The organism is Pseudomonas sp. SD17-1 (assembly GCF_029201585.1).
GTDB classification, from domain to species: domain Bacteria; phylum Pseudomonadota; class Gammaproteobacteria; order Pseudomonadales; family Pseudomonadaceae; genus Aquipseudomonas; species Aquipseudomonas palmensis.
The window spans coordinates 2,970,755-2,983,998 of the sequence record NZ_CP104044.1; the positions used below are offsets into that span (position 1 = coordinate 2,970,755).

Sequence of the window (13,244 nt, forward strand, 5' to 3'; positions counted from 1 at the left end):
AGGCGGCATTGGGAATCCACTGGAGGCGACAACGTGAACAAAGAAGAAATTTACGACAGCCAGATCAGCCCGCTGATGCAGCAGGTGATTCAGATCGCACGGGGCAATGGAATCGCCATGATCGCGAGCTTCGCCATTGGTCACGAAGACGGCGGCCCTGATGGCGAGGATGCGACCAGGCTGACCGTAACTACTCACCTGCCTGATGCCGACGATAAGTTCGACGAACGCTTCAGCAAGTCGGCGGGCGTCATCCGCAACGGCATCCCTCTGCCTGCCAACGCAGGCCCGGTCATGCACATGACCACGACCAACCCTGACGGCTCAAAGACTCTGACGGCGATCATCTGAACAGCCAGCGCCACGTCAGCCTGACGACAGGCTGCGCGGCGCGGTCGTTTAACCGCCTGAATTGATAGGTGATTGACGGAAAGCAGGCCGTTTAAATAGCGGCAACCATTGCGGCAACTATCGGCCAGCCTCGCAAGCAGCCAAGCGCTGCAAATGCGAAGGAGAGTAGGAACAAAACGATCCCTGCGGCATTGAGCTGGCGTGGCCTGCCTGAAACTGTCCCCCACCCCGGACCGGCCAAGCCTTCTACCAATATTTCTCGGTATGGCCGACAGGCCATTTCACCAATGCCCCAGAGCAATCCAGAAAGCGAGAAGAGGCAGACGAGGCCGTTATCGACCCGCAGGTCTACGGAAAGTGACAGCACGAATAATACGAAACAAAGAATCATCATGATCTTAAACCATTCATCTGCGATGAATTTTGCAACCACTGAAACTGCCAAGGTTGCGCCCTCCTTTGCTGGCTGTGTTGTGTGAGAGCGCTCAGCCTAGCGCAAAGCCCGTCACCTGGGCAGTGGTGAGCTGGCCGCAGGCCATCAAACAGCCAACGCCACGTCAACCTGACGTTAACTGCCCGATCACCTGGTACTCCCCAGCACCAGGCTGCATTGGTCGTGGCGTTCGCCCTCCCCTGGTCCGGGAGTTTTGCGGCGGCGAGCGTTACGACCAATGCAGCCCACCCTTACGGAAGTTAATTGCATGACCAGATCAATCAGGCAAATGATCAAGGACGGCGAGGTACGCCGGGCCGACGCAATCAAGGTGCGGCTGGAAGACCTTCACGAAGAGCCGGGTTTCAACCTTCGCACCGAAGGCGACGCGCTTGAGTCGAGCATCAATGCTCTTGCGCAGTTCATCGCTGACGGAGGTGTCATTCCTGCTCTGGAGATTCGCCCGCGGGATGCCGGCGGGGTCTGGGTCGTCGATGGCCACAGACGCCGCCGCGCCTTGCTCAAGCTTGACCAAGCAGGCCAGCTTCCTCGCCTGCCCAGCAAAGAAGACCCGCAGACCCTGGAGTTCTGGGTTGATGTCCGGATGTTCGAGGGCAGCGATGCCGATCGAGTCGCACGGATCATCTCCAGCCAAGAAAACGAAAAGCTCTCTCCTCTTGAGCTTGCAGAGGGATACAAGCGGCTCAAGGCATTTGGTTGGACCGTTGACCAGATCGCCAAGAAAGTTGGCAAGACACGACAGCACGTTGAGCAGGTCGTCACTGTTGGCAATGCAAACTCTGACGTGCAGAACCTGGTTGCGGCGGGTCATGTGTCAGCAACAACTGCCGCTCAAGTGGTTCGTGAGCATGGCGACGGCGCCGGCAAGGTGCTGGGGGCCGAGCTGGAGAAAGCCCAGGCCAGCGGCAAGAAGAAGGTCACGGCGGGCACGATGAAGGGCCCGACGATCCCGAAGCCCCGCCTTGAAGCAGTACACGCGGCCTCGCGCAACTTGATTGCATCGCTCGGTGCAGTCGACGAAGACAGCAGATCCCTCACCCTACCTACCGCGCTTGTCCTTGAGCTGCGCAAAGCCCTGGACGGCGCCCTACCGAGATAAATCATGGACACGATCACCTGCGGCTCATGGACTGGCCGGCTCGGACAGGGCCTGGCTCCGCGAGAGCTGGAAGCACTATTGGCTGTTGCCCAGGGCATGACCGCCAAAGAGATTGCCCACGTCATGAACATCTCGCCCGGCACCGTCGCCAACCGCATCGAAAACGCCATGTTCAAGCTTGGCGTACACCGCCGCGCCGCCCTGGTTGCCGAGGCCATGAAGCGCCGGATCATCAGCCCGATGTGCTTTGTGCTTGTCGCGCTGATCGCCATGCACTCACTTGCTGCCGGCGGCGGTGACCCAATGCGGCGCGACCGCCGAGCCCCTGAACGACGCATTGCCCAGGTTCGCGTGCTGCGCCGCGCCGAGAGCGTGGAACTGCACTCATAGGTGGCCACTGCCTTCCCAGTGGCGCCGCAACGGAGGATGCCGCCATGTAACCGCCAGCCCTTGCCGCGCCGCCATATGCGGCCTCGGTAGCTCACGTGAGGTGGTACTTACTGAGCCAGCCCGGTACGCCGGGCTTTTTCTTGCCCGTCCCTTGGAGATTCCTATGCACCCATCCATGCAGCAGCGCGTCGACGGCCTGGCCGCGATGCGTGCCCGAACTAGCCTGCCGCCGGCTGACCTGAGCGTAATGCTCGGCCTGAGCAAGCGCGCTCAACCAGTGCGCTACCAGGTCGTCACCAAGGGCAAGGCCTTCCACATCATCGAGCGAGCCACGGGCAAGACCCGGGTGTTCTGCTTCAACTACAAGGTCGCGGTCAACACCGCCCAGGCTCTGGAAGCCGCGGCTGATCGCAAGGCGGCACGGCAATGAACATCGGCAGTCCAATTCCAGATCCGCGACTGAAGGTGATGGCCGACCTCAGCGCGCAGATCGACCAGTTCTTGGCGGCCGGCAAGCGGCCCATGCTGATCGAGGCCGGCGTGAGCGGCGAGTGCTGCGGCATGAAGAACCCGCACCAGCGAAAGCAGCGCGCCGCACGTGACGCAGCAGCGCCGATGGTGCGCGAGTTGGCCGCGCAGGGCATGAACGCCCAGGAGATCGGCGAGGCGATGAAGGCCAGCCATACGCGCATCAGGCTGATCGCCCAAGAGAACAGCATCACCCTCGGCGGGCCAGCATGATCCGCCGAGTACTCAACCGCGCACGGCATGGCCGGCGCCAGCAGCAGATCACTTTGCCGCCCAGCGGCCTGGGAGGTGCCGGCCATGGCCGAGAAGAAGACCGGTGCGGCGAAGCACTCGGCGGATTACCGCGACAGGAAGAGGGCCGAGGCCGAGCGCCTGGGCATCGAGACCCTGCCAGTGGAGTCGGCTGCTGGGACGCGGGCGGAACTGGCCAAGGCGATGAAGGCTCACGGCTACACCCAGCTGCAGGAGCTGCTGCAGGACATGCACCGCGCGTTCATTGCTGTTGACCATCGAGAGCAAGCGCGCCGCCTGAAAAAGCCTGACGCGCCAGCTTTTAAGATATCGCCAAAACTAGCGCGACGGTTTGACGCGGCCAGTCGGGCCGAACTGAAACGTGGCCCCGACGAAGAGATCATCGCGCCAAACACCTAAACAGCCATCCGCAAGAATGTGCTGAGATTCGATAGGAGTCGGGAGACAAAAGCTTATCACCATCCCGACCTAGAAGCTTCGAAGTATTCGACGAACACTGCTGCGAAAATACCCACTCCAATAGCTAGAGCAGAAAGGACCCCAGCCTTAGAGACCCGTTTGAGCCACACGAAGGAAGGTTCGCCAAGCTTTACCCGCTCCCACTCTGTTTTGAGAATATCCTGAGCCTCTATCGTAATTCGCTCAGCACGCGGATCGAGTTCTTCTTCTCGGATATGTTCCAGGTTCTGTAGCAAACGAAGCATGACTACATGCTCACTTGGGTTTAACCGTAACCTAATGCGAGAAACCAGCATTTCCATTTCTAGGAACTGCTCTTGTTTCGCTATCAAATATTCATCGACTTCTGTCCTTGGCCTCGCTCTCATAATTTTCGAGATGGTTTTGACTACACCAAAGTGAGCAACCAACTGCGAGACATCGTTCCGTAATCCATCAATCCAGGCCTGCCTGAATTCTGAAGTTTTCTGATCCTTCGCCAGAATTGAGACGACCAGCGATACCATCCCCGCGATGAGGCCCACGGCCAAGGCAACGATGGCTGGGACAAGCAGGTCTTCCTTCATATCGGCACCGAAATTACCTAACTAGCCGCGTATCAAACACCAACTTATCTCAAATTGCCACCATACCGCATCCGGCTACGGAGAGCGGCCCACGCCCCGGAGAGACGCAAATGCCCATTCGCCACGCAGTGATCCACCAGATCGACAAGAAACCCGACGGCAGCCCAGCCGTACTGCACTTGGCTCGCCAGAGTCTGCCGGACACGCAGGCCATCGAGAACCTGCTGGCTGACGTGAACGACACCTACAACGCCAAGACGGGGAAGGCTTGGGGCCTCTTTCATGCGCAGTCGGGCGCATACCCGCTCAGCGGCTGGCTGAGCAAGTTCATCGAAGGTGAGCTGGGTTTCATGGACTTCACATGCACCGCGACCGAGCACCTGATCAAGCTGATGGAAGAGTCGAACCTGAGCGTCGGCGGTCACGTGCTGTTCGCGCTGTATCAGCAGGGCATGACGGACTACCTGACGGTCGCCATCCTGCAGCAGGTCGAGACGGTTGCCGTTGCTCAAGACCTGACCGTCGCCACCTCGCGCCAGCTCGACTCTCGCACTCTGCGCTTCGCCGCCCGCATCAACTTGAGCGAGTGGAAGAACAACCCAGCGTCGAGGCAGTACATATCCTTCATTAAGCCCAAGGGCGGCCGCAAATCGACTGCGTATTTTCAAGACTTCATTGGCTGCCAGGAGGGTGTGGACAGCCCAGGCGAAACGCGCACCCTGCTCAAGGCGTTTAGCGACTTCGTCGAGCGCGAGGACCTGCCGGCCGACACCGCCCGGGAGAAGAGCCGCGAGCTGGTCACCTACGCTGCATCTCAAACCAAAACCGGCAAGCCGATCAGCCTGAATGAGCTATCCGAGGTGCTCGACGAAGATCGACCGACCACCTTTGCCGACTTCATCAAGACCGGCGGCTACGGCCTGACGGAAAGCTTCGCTGCGGACAAGCGCACCATCAACCAGTTTCGGCGCTACACCGGCCGGGCCGAGGGCTTGTCGATCAGCTTCGAGTCTCACCTGCTCGGCTCCAAGATTGAGTTCGACCAGGCCAGCGCCAGCCTGACCATCAAGAACCTGCCGACTCAGCTGATTGACCAGTTGAAGCGTACTGCTGGAGCCTGATCAAGGAGAGATACATGAGCAACTACAACTGCGACTACGTTCGCCGCCACTACGATGTGCCGGCCGAGATCGGGCGCCGCGTGATCGCCAACGGCGAACCAGGCGTGATCATGGCCGACCGTGGACACTACATCGGCGTCCTCCTCGACAGCGACCCGAAGAAGCGCATCCGCAACTACCATCCCACTTGGGAAATGCAGTACGGCGAGATGGCTGAGGTGCTGCCTCTCAAGCAGTGGGAAGTCCTCACCAACGGTATGTACGACTGGGATGACGTGAAATACATGCTCGGCGAAGCGCGCCACTATGTGCGGCGCGTGTGGGCATCGACTCGCAGCCAGGCCAAGTACCGGGCGTATCAAGAAGTGGCTGAGTGTTTCAACGACGATGCTACGGCCATGCTTACCTTCAAGGTCCGCAAAGGCTGATCATTCGACGTCCTCCGCCGAGCACGCCGGGGTATTAAAGTACCTCTCGCTAACTACCTCTAAGGCTCTACAAAAAAATGCCGGCCTGCTATTTGCGGAGCGCCCGAAGGCTGCTGATCGCACGCTCTATGCGATCAATGTTTCCCTTGAGATATCCCAGATCCAGAATCACTTGCCCACCGCTCGTTCGAGCGCAATTCTCAACCAATCCTTTCACATCCACCAAGGCGTTGCTAATCTCGGAGACGTGACCAAGTACTTCGTTATCGACACCAGGGCCCATTGAAGCATCCTTGATACGTACGGACGTGTGAATGATAAAGTCAAGGAATCTAGGAACTTCGCGCGCCAGAGGCCGAGTGCATGAGAAGAATTCGAGGTTGTTCTCGACAGTTTTTTTTGCTTGCTCGCCGGCATCTATCGCCCTATCGATGGCGTCTCGCCGAGCTGCTTTCTCAATTCGCGCCCGGTGACGCCTCTCGCCGCCTGAGATCCAGATTGCCGCAATGATTGCGCCAATTGATCCGACTGCTTGTACCCAAGAAGCAAGACCCGGGTGATGTTCAATCCAGTAAGAAATGCATTCCCAGCTCATTACAACTCCTAGTGTCAGCACCGCGCTGAGTCGAGCACAAATACCCCACTTCAACGAATCACGCCACCCCGGCGAGGCTGGTGGCTGCCCGGAGATCACCATGAGCACATTCGCAGTCTTCGGCATGACCGCCGACGTAGCGCTGGCTGAGGCCAGGAAGATCACCAAGACGACCAGGTCGAGCGGGAAAGCCGGCGCCCCCCCCCCTGCAGCTGACCCTTGCTGAATGGAATGAGGCCGTCGAGCAGTGCGCCGCAGCGATCATGGCCAGCGAGAAGGTCAAGCAGCTGAGCCATCTGTTCGATGCGCCGCAGTACGCCCAGCAGTTCATCGAGCTGGCCAAGAAGTCAGGCCAGTGTCGCGACCTACGCATCAGAGCCAAATGCGAACTCACCGACGCCAAGGGCAAGCCGGTGATTAACCCCAAGACGAAGCTGCCGAGAATCGGTTGGATGGAATACCACCACGCAACCTCCAGCGCCGCTTAACCCAGGACAACCCCCCATGACCACAGCAATCGACCTGTTCGCCGGCCTCGGCGGATGGAGTACCGGCGCGCGCGCCGCAGGCGTCCAGGTTCTCTGGGCAGCAAACCACTGGCCCGTGGCAGTTGAATGGCACAGCGCAAACCACCCTGACACTCAGCACGTCTGCCAGGACCTGCACCAGGCGCGTTGGGAGCAAGTGCCGGCGCACGACATTCTGCTCGCCTCGCCCTGCTGCCAGGGCCACGCCAAGGCCCGCGGCAAGAAGTCGGGCAACCCTGAGCACGACGCATCGCGCTCGACAGCCTGGGCGCCGGTATCGGCTCTGGAATTCCACCGGCCGCAGGCGGCAGTGATCGAGAACGTGCCGGAGTTCACCGACTGGGTGCTTTACCCGGCCTGGCTACAGGCGGTTCAAGCGCTTGGGTATCAGGCCGCGCCCCACATCGTGGACTGCGCCGACCTCGGCGTGCCGCAGCACCGGGTGCGCCTGTTCATGGTGCTGACGCGCAGCAAAGCGCCGCTGATACTTCAGCTACCGCAGGAGCGCCATGTGCCGGCGAGCAGCTTTCTCGACTTCGATGGCGGGCGCTGGTCGCAGATCGAGAAGCCGGGCCGCGCCCAGGCCACACTCGACCGAGTGCGGAACGGCCGGGCGCGCTTTGGCGACAGGTTCATCATGCCCTACTACGGCAAAGGCTCAGGCACCACCGGGCGCGACATCAGTCGGCCCATCGGCACGATTACCACAGTGGATCGCTGGGCGCTGGTCGATGGCGACCGCATGCGGATGCTCAGCGCTGACGAAGGCCTAGCAGCCATGTCGTTCCCGAGTAGCACCAAGCGGCCAGACAACCACCGACTGACAATGCACATGGCCGGCAACGCAGTACCGCCGCTCGCTGGCCAGCGAGTCATCGAAGCCCTCATCGAGGCCGCGTGAAATTCCTCAGGACGCTAGAAGGTATCGAGTAGCAACTGTCAGCGAAACTAGACCAAGCAGAATTGGCAATGCAACCTCAACAACCACCACTCTAAACCCTTGCAAATTCATCAAACCTTTGTACCAAGAGTCGAAGCGTTCTAAAGACACTTCAATTCGTGGACTCAAAACAACCTCCCTGCTAGTCTGAACCTCATTGCGAAGATTCATTAAATTAGCATTTACCTGCCCCATTAATTGAGAGGTCGCAATATCGTCCGGCGTGCCCTTGATTTCATCTGGACTACCTAATCTATGTTTAATCTCGTCTAAATCGCTACTAAGTCTGTCTGCCAGATCGCCTAGAGATTGAAGCCGGCGCGCATACGACTTCCACCAATTTGCTAAGCTAGACTGCTTTGGGTCATCCGGGTAATCCACATGAGAGCTGCCTGCGCGCGCGCCAGTCTGAAACGCAACCCTGGCGCCAGTCATACGCACCCGATACTCACCTAAAAGCTCCACAACATAAAAGAGAAAGTGCGCCAGCGAATAAGCTAAAACAATCATCGCGCCTATCACTATCTTGTCGGCAGTGACACCTTTGAAAGCCACTCCGAAAATGGTGAATGTGTCACTTGGTTCAATTTTGGCTATCACCAAACATAACAGTGCGACCGACGCTGCCATGAGGCTTTTACGAACCTTTGCAGCTGGATCAGAGATATCAAACCCAGCAGGCTTTCCAAGCGCCTCCGCGACGGCAGCAACCTCCTTCTCTCGTTGATCCAACTTGCGCCCCCTCTGGCCGGTAGTTCCAAAAATTTCATGCATTAGCTGCTTGCAGTGATACCACGACCACTCACCAGCTGTAACCCCTCCCCCTCTATTCACTGCCGCGATATGGCGGCCAAGGACGAAGTCATGCCTGAAGAAAAGCAATTGATCCAGCCGGCACCTGTCGCGCGCGATGAAAACGGATGGTGGTGCCATCCAGGAATCCCTGACTTTGGCGGGACGGAAGACCCGGCCCCCTTCAAAGCCTGGGTAGCTGAGCAAGGTCTGGAGCTCAAGACCTGGGATATGGATTCGGACCTGGTTGAGCACCCGTACTTCGACGGCGCCGGCCACTGCAACGGCTGGGAGCCGGAATCGCCTGGCCCTGAGTGGTTCCTGATGGGCATCTTCGACACGGAAGACGGCCCGCATGTGCAGTGGGCCCGCCGCGTGGTGGCGCCATGAACCAGGCAAAGGAGCGCCCAATCCTGTTCAGTGGGCCGATGGTCCGCGCCATCGTCGCTGGTCGGAAGACGGTAACGCGGCGTGAGATCAAGCCGCGCATGCGCAGTTCGGACACTCAGTTCGAACTCCATCAGCAGCCTGATGGCTCGTGGCGACCACTGCACACATTTGACGAGAGCTGCATGGATGCCCATGGCACTGAGCACCCGATTGTCTGCCCCTATGGCCAGATCGGTGACCGTCTGTGGGTTCGCGAAGCCTGGGCGCAGATCAACGTGGCACAGGCGCCCGGCGAAAGCTGGGTGGTCTACCGCGAGTGCGACAACCGCACCGACTACGGCGGACCGTGGAAGCCGAGCATTCACATGCGCCGGCGCGATAGCCGCATCCTGCTGGAGGTCATCGACGTGCGCGTCGAGCGCCTGCAGGACATCAGCGAACAGCAGGCACTGGCTGAGGGGGTCAGGCTGTACACCGATCACGCTGAATGCGGCGACTGGTACCACGTCGAGGGGATCGAAACCTACAGCGCAGACCCGCGCAAGTCCTTCGAGCTGCTTTGGACAGGCATCAACGGCGCAGAGTCGTGGCCATCCAACCCCTGGGTTTGGATCGTCGAGTTCAGGAGGATTGTTTAATCCTCGCCTCAACCGCACCAAGCTCAATCTTCGCCATTGTCGCCAGATGTTCAATGCGTTCTTTAATAGCACTGCACTCTCGATTTATGCGAAGAAAGTCACCATCTAATTGAAGCGATCTAATCAGAAAATCATGCAGTCGTAGAAGCTGCTGACGCATTTCAAATACAAGTGTCAGCCTATTAGTAACTGGCCCCACGTCTAGCTTGGCCAACCGAGACAGCAAATCATTGAGACAGAACTCGATCTGAGAAAACTCAGGTTTCCGCAGCTCTTCAATTTCTTCCCAGATCCTAGTCACGAGAAACTGAAGCTCGTAAGTCATCTGAAAAACACTACGGGCGTAATTCATAGCAATTTGATCTTGTCGCTCAATGGATTGCCGATCTGCGACCAGGCGAGATTCCGCTTCATGCTTTTGCTGAGAGAGACTAATCGATATGGCGACTAATATCGCGCCAATGGAGCCATAGGCTTGAACCCATGCGGGTAAATCATCGGATTTGAATACCCCGTAATAGACGCAACCGCCGCCTACCAAGGCGCCAACCAGAACTGCATAGGCCAACCAATTCCTTTTCAAATTTCGGAGCATGCAAAGTCAATCCCATGAGATTTCTTGAAACATCATACCGCCAGCTCTCCCCGCACGAAACCCAACCCGAACCTACACCCGCTCTGGCGCCTGGGCGCTGGATTAATGAGAGGTATCAGCTGTGAGCGAAAACATAGAGGCCGCCGACGAGGTGGCTTGCGGTTACTCGGACGGTGACTGGGAATGCCGGCCCGGCGGGTACCTTTTCTACGCCGGAGATGGCGAAGGCTACGACCCGCAAGACTGCTCCTACCTGTGCCCGCATTGCCGCACGCAGGATTATCTGGAATCGGCCAAGGAAGAAGCCGAATCAGTCTCCAGCTATGGCGGAACCGGAGGAAGCGGAACAGGCCTGACCATTTGGATGGCGGCCGAGCGCCAGGCTCTGGAGGCAAACCGCCCTGCTGCGCTTGAGGCCCTAGCTAGTCTTGGCCCTGTACAAGCCCTGGATAACGACGAAGTCGTCTTGTGCAACACGCAGCAGGTGCAGCCATGACCGACCTGATCGAAGTGAAGACGGCAGACCTGGTGGGCGAGCAGTTGGCCTGGGCGGTCGCCAAGGCCGAAGGTCTGGATGTGCATGTAGAGAAGCCGCACTACGGCGCGCCGGCCAGGGTGTTCGTCAGCTATCGCGGCGAAGCAATCGAGCGGTGCGAGCGGTTCAACCCTCACGAGAGCTGGGCGCTTGGCGGGCCGCTGAAGACGAAACACCAGATCGGCGACGGCCCTGTGCGGGGTGGCTGGACGGCCTACCCCAGCAGGCCGAATGAGCCCACCGACTGGCTGATAGGCCCGACTCCACTCGTCGCGATCTGCAGAGCCGTCATAACTAAAATCACCGGCTGGGCAGTCCAGGTGCCCAAGGAGCTGATGCCATGATCGCCCTCGCCTATATGGCCTACCTGATCTACAGGGGGCCGCGATGAGCGATACGAGCCTTTACCACGGCGAGTGCTTGGAGGTGATGCGGGCGTTGCCGGACGCCAGCGTCGACATGGTGCTGGCTGACCTACCCTACGGGACCACGCAGTGCGCCTGGGACGTGGTGATCCCCTTCGCCCCCCCTCTGGGAGCAGTACTTGAGGATCGCCAAGCCCGAAGCGGCCATCGTCCTCTGCGCAGCCCAGCCGTTCAGCTCACTGGTGGTCGCCAGCAACCCCCGCGACTACCGCTACGAATGGATTTGGGAAAAAGGCAACGCAACCGGCTTCCTCAACGCCAAGAAGCAGCCACTGCGGGCGCACGAAAGCGCCCAGGTCTTCTATCGGCGCCAGCCAGTGTACAACCCACAGATGACCACCGGGCACGAGCGGCGCACGGCGAAGCGTAAGACGGTCAACTCGGAGTGTTACGGCAAGGCGCTGTCGCTCACCGAATACGACTCGACGGACCGGTACCCACGCTCGGTGCAATTCTTCTCGAGCGACAAGCAGACGGCCAATTTCCATCCAACCCAGAAGCCAGTTAACTGGATGCGCTTCCTGATCGCCACCTACACCCATCCCGGCCAGGTGGTGCTCGACAACACCATGGGCAGCGGTACGACCGGCGTTGCCTGCATCCAGTTGGGCCGACTCTTCATCGGCATCGAGCAGGACGAGGCGCATTTCGGTACCGCGCAGCAGCGCATTGCCGAGGCGCTCTCCATCCGCGACACCCCGGCGGTGCAGATCGAACTGTTCGAAGCGCGCGCCTAACCCCCCTACTACTCAAGCCCGCCGACATGCGCGGGCATGGAGATCTATTGCCATGAACAAAGAGGCCGAGAGCGGCGACTTCGACAAAGTCACCGAGCAGCGCATGGCCGAACTACTCGGCTGCACGAAGCGATCCCTCGAAGGCCGGCGCCTGCGCTCGGTTTTCCCCGAAGGCGTCTGGATGAAGATCCACGGCCGCATCATGTACAGCAAAAGAAGGTACGACGAATGGCTCGAAAGCCAATGGATTTGCCCCGTGGGGTCGAAATCTTCCGCAACTCCCTCCGGATTCGTTTCACATGGAGCGGTATCCGTCGATGTGAAACGCTCCCCTATCCCCCGACACAAAAAGGCATCCAGGCTGCATCCCAGCTTCGCGATCAGGTAGTCAGCTTCAACAGGCTTGGGCTGCTTGATCAGGACAAGTACGCCGAGCTGTTTCCGGGATCGCAGACCGTCGCCGGTAGCAAGCCGTCGTTCGGCGAGTATGCCCAGCTCTGGCTCGATAGCCGCGAAATCACGCCCGGTACCCGCCAGAACTACAAAAGCGCGCTCAACCTATACTGGATGCCGGCGCTGGCCCTCACCCAGGTGGACCTGATTTCGACGACAACCATTCGACGCATCATCACCAGCACCGAATGGCACTCGCCAGGTGTGAAGCGCAACGCGCTGATCAGGCTTTCGACGATCCTCGGCGCGGCGCTCCAGGAGGGTCTGATAACGAAGAACCCTGCCGCCGCAGTCGAGCTGCCGAAACGATCACGAAAGGAAATCGACCCCTTCACCCTGGACGAGGCAAACCAGATAATCGAAAAGCTGTACCAGCACGCTCACTGGCCCAGCCAAATTTATGCGGCGTTTTTTGAGTTCGTGTTTTTCACCGGGGTGCGCCTGTCCGAAGGCCTGGCGATGCGATGGGATGCGGTTGATCTGGATAAGAAGGTAGCCCACGTGCGACGCACAGTCGCATTGGGCGAGGTGGTAGAGCGCACCAAGACCGGCAAAGACCGGTTTGTACTGCTCAACGAGAGGGCCTTGCGCGCGCTCGAGTTCGCAAAGAACTACGCCGAGCGCCGCAGGAATGGAAAGGGACGGGTCACCGAAACACCGTTCGTGTTCCCGCCGTCGAAGAACGCAGAGTTCGTTCAGCAGACCTCGGACCTGCATCACCAATGGCGGCCGGTCCTGAAGGACCTAGGAATTCGTTATCGGCCGCCATACAACTGCCGCCACACCTATGCGACAATATGCTTAATGTCCGGCCTCAACCCCGCATTCATCTCCCAACAGCTTGGCCACAGCGTTCAGATGCTGCTGTCAACTTATGCGCGTTGGATTAACTCAAGCTCCGACTGGAGCGAGCTGGAAAAGCTGCAAATTGGTATCAAATCGGTATCAGCTGCATTGCCAGCGACGTAA

General features: G+C 59.1%; 21 protein-coding genes. 16 read left to right on the forward strand and 5 right to left on the reverse strand.

Annotated elements, in window-relative coordinates; all coding sequences use genetic code 11:
• Positions 1-33 precede the first annotated feature (33 nt).
• A complete protein-coding gene (locus N0B28_RS13460) occupies positions 34-351 on the forward strand; it encodes a hypothetical protein (protein ID WP_275726674.1) in 318 nt (105 codons plus the stop codon).
• A 91-nt stretch (positions 352-442) separates the two neighbouring features.
• On the opposite strand, the gene N0B28_RS13465 is transcribed toward N0B28_RS13460, so the two are convergent.
• On the reverse strand, positions 443-796 hold the full coding sequence (locus N0B28_RS13465; protein WP_275726676.1) for a hypothetical protein: 354 nt from the start codon (positions 794-796) through the stop codon (positions 443-445).
• 256 nt (positions 797-1,052) lie between these two features.
• Here N0B28_RS13465 and N0B28_RS13470 point away from each other — a divergent pair, with 256 nt between their 5' ends.
• The 5 genes from N0B28_RS13470 to N0B28_RS13490 all read left to right on the forward strand — a co-directional run bounded on the left by N0B28_RS13470 (position 1,053) and on the right by N0B28_RS13490 (position 3,473).
• Complete coding sequence (locus N0B28_RS13470; protein WP_275726677.1) at positions 1,053-1,904, forward strand: hypothetical protein; 852 nt, start codon at positions 1,053-1,055, stop codon at positions 1,902-1,904.
• Between the two features lie 3 nt (positions 1,905-1,907).
• Positions 1,908-2,294 carry a LuxR C-terminal-related transcriptional regulator gene (locus N0B28_RS13475; protein ID WP_275726678.1) on the forward strand — a complete coding sequence of 129 codons (387 nt, stop codon included), beginning with the start codon at positions 1,908-1,910 and terminating at the stop codon, positions 2,292-2,294.
• 163 nt (positions 2,295-2,457) lie between these two features.
• On the forward strand, positions 2,458-2,724 hold the full coding sequence (locus tag N0B28_RS13480) for a hypothetical protein (RefSeq protein WP_275726680.1): 267 nt from the start codon (positions 2,458-2,460) through the stop codon (positions 2,722-2,724).
• The gene (locus tag N0B28_RS13485; RefSeq protein ID WP_275726683.1) at positions 2,721-3,035 is read left to right on the forward strand and encodes a hypothetical protein; all 315 of its coding nucleotides are present in this window, start codon (positions 2,721-2,723) and stop codon (positions 3,033-3,035) included. Before N0B28_RS13480 ends, N0B28_RS13485 begins: the two co-directional genes overlap by 4 nt.
• Positions 3,036-3,119: 84 nt before the next feature.
• Positions 3,120-3,473, forward strand: a complete 354-nt coding sequence (locus tag N0B28_RS13490; RefSeq protein WP_275726685.1) for a hypothetical protein — start codon at positions 3,120-3,122, stop codon at positions 3,471-3,473.
• 56 nt (positions 3,474-3,529) lie between these two features.
• Here N0B28_RS13490 and N0B28_RS13495 read toward each other — a convergent pair whose 3' ends face one another.
• Positions 3,530-4,099 carry a hypothetical protein gene (locus N0B28_RS13495; protein ID WP_275726687.1) on the reverse strand — a complete coding sequence of 190 codons (570 nt, stop codon included), beginning with the start codon at positions 4,097-4,099 and terminating at the stop codon, positions 3,530-3,532.
• Between the two features lie 110 nt (positions 4,100-4,209).
• Between N0B28_RS13495 and yejK the strand changes: the two genes are divergently transcribed.
• Positions 4,210-5,220, forward strand: a complete 1,011-nt coding sequence (gene yejK, locus N0B28_RS13500) for a nucleoid-associated protein YejK (RefSeq protein WP_275726689.1) — start codon at positions 4,210-4,212, stop codon at positions 5,218-5,220.
• A 14-nt stretch (positions 5,221-5,234) separates the two neighbouring features.
• Positions 5,235-5,648, forward strand: a complete 414-nt coding sequence (locus N0B28_RS13505) for a hypothetical protein (RefSeq protein ID WP_275726691.1) — start codon at positions 5,235-5,237, stop codon at positions 5,646-5,648.
• 88 nt (positions 5,649-5,736) lie between these two features.
• Here the strand turns inward: N0B28_RS13505 and N0B28_RS13510 are convergent, their stop codons facing one another.
• The gene (locus N0B28_RS13510; protein ID WP_275726693.1) at positions 5,737-6,243 is read right to left on the reverse strand and encodes a hypothetical protein; all 507 of its coding nucleotides are present in this window, start codon (positions 6,241-6,243) and stop codon (positions 5,737-5,739) included.
• Between the two features lie 263 nt (positions 6,244-6,506).
• On the opposite strand from N0B28_RS13510, the gene N0B28_RS13515 reads away from it, so the two are divergent.
• A complete protein-coding gene (locus N0B28_RS13515) occupies positions 6,507-6,731 on the forward strand; it encodes a hypothetical protein (protein ID WP_275726696.1) in 225 nt (74 codons plus the stop codon).
• 16 nt (positions 6,732-6,747) lie between these two features.
• Complete coding sequence (locus N0B28_RS13520) at positions 6,748-7,671, forward strand: DNA cytosine methyltransferase (RefSeq protein ID WP_275726699.1); 924 nt, start codon at positions 6,748-6,750, stop codon at positions 7,669-7,671.
• A gap of 6 nt (positions 7,672-7,677) precedes the next feature.
• On the opposite strand, the gene N0B28_RS13525 is transcribed toward N0B28_RS13520, so the two are convergent.
• A complete protein-coding gene (locus N0B28_RS13525; protein ID WP_275726701.1) occupies positions 7,678-8,442 on the reverse strand; it encodes a hypothetical protein in 765 nt (254 codons plus the stop codon).
• Positions 8,443-8,574: 132 nt separating this feature from the next.
• Here N0B28_RS13525 and N0B28_RS13530 point away from each other — a divergent pair, with 132 nt between their 5' ends.
• Positions 8,575-8,892: a hypothetical protein gene (locus N0B28_RS13530; RefSeq protein WP_275726703.1), complete on the forward strand. Its 318-nt coding sequence runs from the start codon at positions 8,575-8,577 to the stop codon at positions 8,890-8,892.
• Complete coding sequence (locus N0B28_RS13535; RefSeq protein WP_275726705.1) at positions 8,889-9,530, forward strand: hypothetical protein; 642 nt, start codon at positions 8,889-8,891, stop codon at positions 9,528-9,530. Before N0B28_RS13530 ends, N0B28_RS13535 begins: the two co-directional genes overlap by 4 nt.
• Here N0B28_RS13535 and N0B28_RS13540 read toward each other — a convergent pair.
• Positions 9,514-10,098, reverse strand: a complete 585-nt coding sequence (locus N0B28_RS13540) for a hypothetical protein (RefSeq protein ID WP_275726707.1) — start codon at positions 10,096-10,098, stop codon at positions 9,514-9,516. The two genes, N0B28_RS13535 and N0B28_RS13540, sit on opposite strands and share 17 nt — an antisense overlap.
• 148 nt (positions 10,099-10,246) lie before the next feature.
• Between N0B28_RS13540 and N0B28_RS13545 the strand changes: the two genes are divergently transcribed.
• From N0B28_RS13545 to N0B28_RS13560, 4 genes are all read left to right on the forward strand, one after another.
• The gene (locus N0B28_RS13545; RefSeq protein WP_275726708.1) at positions 10,247-10,621 is read left to right on the forward strand and encodes a hypothetical protein; all 375 of its coding nucleotides are present in this window, start codon (positions 10,247-10,249) and stop codon (positions 10,619-10,621) included.
• On the forward strand, positions 10,618-11,004 hold the full coding sequence (locus N0B28_RS13550; protein WP_275726711.1) for a phage protein NinX family protein: 387 nt from the start codon (positions 10,618-10,620) through the stop codon (positions 11,002-11,004). The genes N0B28_RS13545 and N0B28_RS13550 overlap by 4 nt, the downstream gene beginning before the upstream one ends.
• 200 nt (positions 11,005-11,204) lie before the next feature.
• A complete protein-coding gene (locus N0B28_RS13555; protein ID WP_275726714.1) occupies positions 11,205-11,822 on the forward strand; it encodes a site-specific DNA-methyltransferase in 618 nt (205 codons plus the stop codon).
• A gap of 228 nt (positions 11,823-12,050) precedes the next feature.
• Entirely contained in the window at positions 12,051-13,244 is a 1,194-nt protein-coding gene (locus N0B28_RS13560; protein WP_275726717.1) for a tyrosine-type recombinase/integrase, read from the forward strand.

Bases quoted from the DNA above. Each gene is read 5' to 3' on its own strand.
- N0B28_RS13470 (WP_275726677.1), top strand. From the start codon at position 1,053: ATGACCAGATCAATCAGGCAAATGATCAAGGACGGCGAGGTACGCCGG.
- N0B28_RS13475 (WP_275726678.1), top strand. From the start codon at position 1,908: ATGGACACGATCACCTGCGGCTCATGGACTGGCCGGCTCGGACAGGGC.
- N0B28_RS13480 (WP_275726680.1), top strand. From the start codon at position 2,458: ATGCACCCATCCATGCAGCAGCGCGTCGACGGCCTGGCCGCGATGCGT.
- N0B28_RS13485 (WP_275726683.1), top strand. From the start codon at position 2,721: ATGAACATCGGCAGTCCAATTCCAGATCCGCGACTGAAGGTGATGGCC.
- N0B28_RS13490 (WP_275726685.1), top strand. From the start codon at position 3,120: ATGGCCGAGAAGAAGACCGGTGCGGCGAAGCACTCGGCGGATTACCGC.
- N0B28_RS13495 (WP_275726687.1), bottom strand. From the start codon at position 4,099: ATGAAGGAAGACCTGCTTGTCCCAGCCATCGTTGCCTTGGCCGTGGGC.
- yejK (WP_275726689.1), top strand. From the start codon at position 4,210: ATGCCCATTCGCCACGCAGTGATCCACCAGATCGACAAGAAACCCGAC.
- N0B28_RS13505 (WP_275726691.1), top strand. From the start codon at position 5,235: ATGAGCAACTACAACTGCGACTACGTTCGCCGCCACTACGATGTGCCG.
- N0B28_RS13510 (WP_275726693.1), bottom strand. From the start codon at position 6,243: ATGAGCTGGGAATGCATTTCTTACTGGATTGAACATCACCCGGGTCTT.
- N0B28_RS13515 (WP_275726696.1), top strand. From the start codon at position 6,507: ATGGCCAGCGAGAAGGTCAAGCAGCTGAGCCATCTGTTCGATGCGCCG.
- N0B28_RS13520 (WP_275726699.1), top strand. From the start codon at position 6,748: ATGACCACAGCAATCGACCTGTTCGCCGGCCTCGGCGGATGGAGTACC.
- N0B28_RS13530 (WP_275726703.1), top strand. From the start codon at position 8,575: ATGCCTGAAGAAAAGCAATTGATCCAGCCGGCACCTGTCGCGCGCGAT.
- N0B28_RS13535 (WP_275726705.1), top strand. From the start codon at position 8,889: ATGAACCAGGCAAAGGAGCGCCCAATCCTGTTCAGTGGGCCGATGGTC.
- N0B28_RS13550 (WP_275726711.1), top strand. From the start codon at position 10,618: ATGACCGACCTGATCGAAGTGAAGACGGCAGACCTGGTGGGCGAGCAG.
- N0B28_RS13560 (WP_275726717.1), top strand. From the start codon at position 12,051: ATGGCTCGAAAGCCAATGGATTTGCCCCGTGGGGTCGAAATCTTCCGC.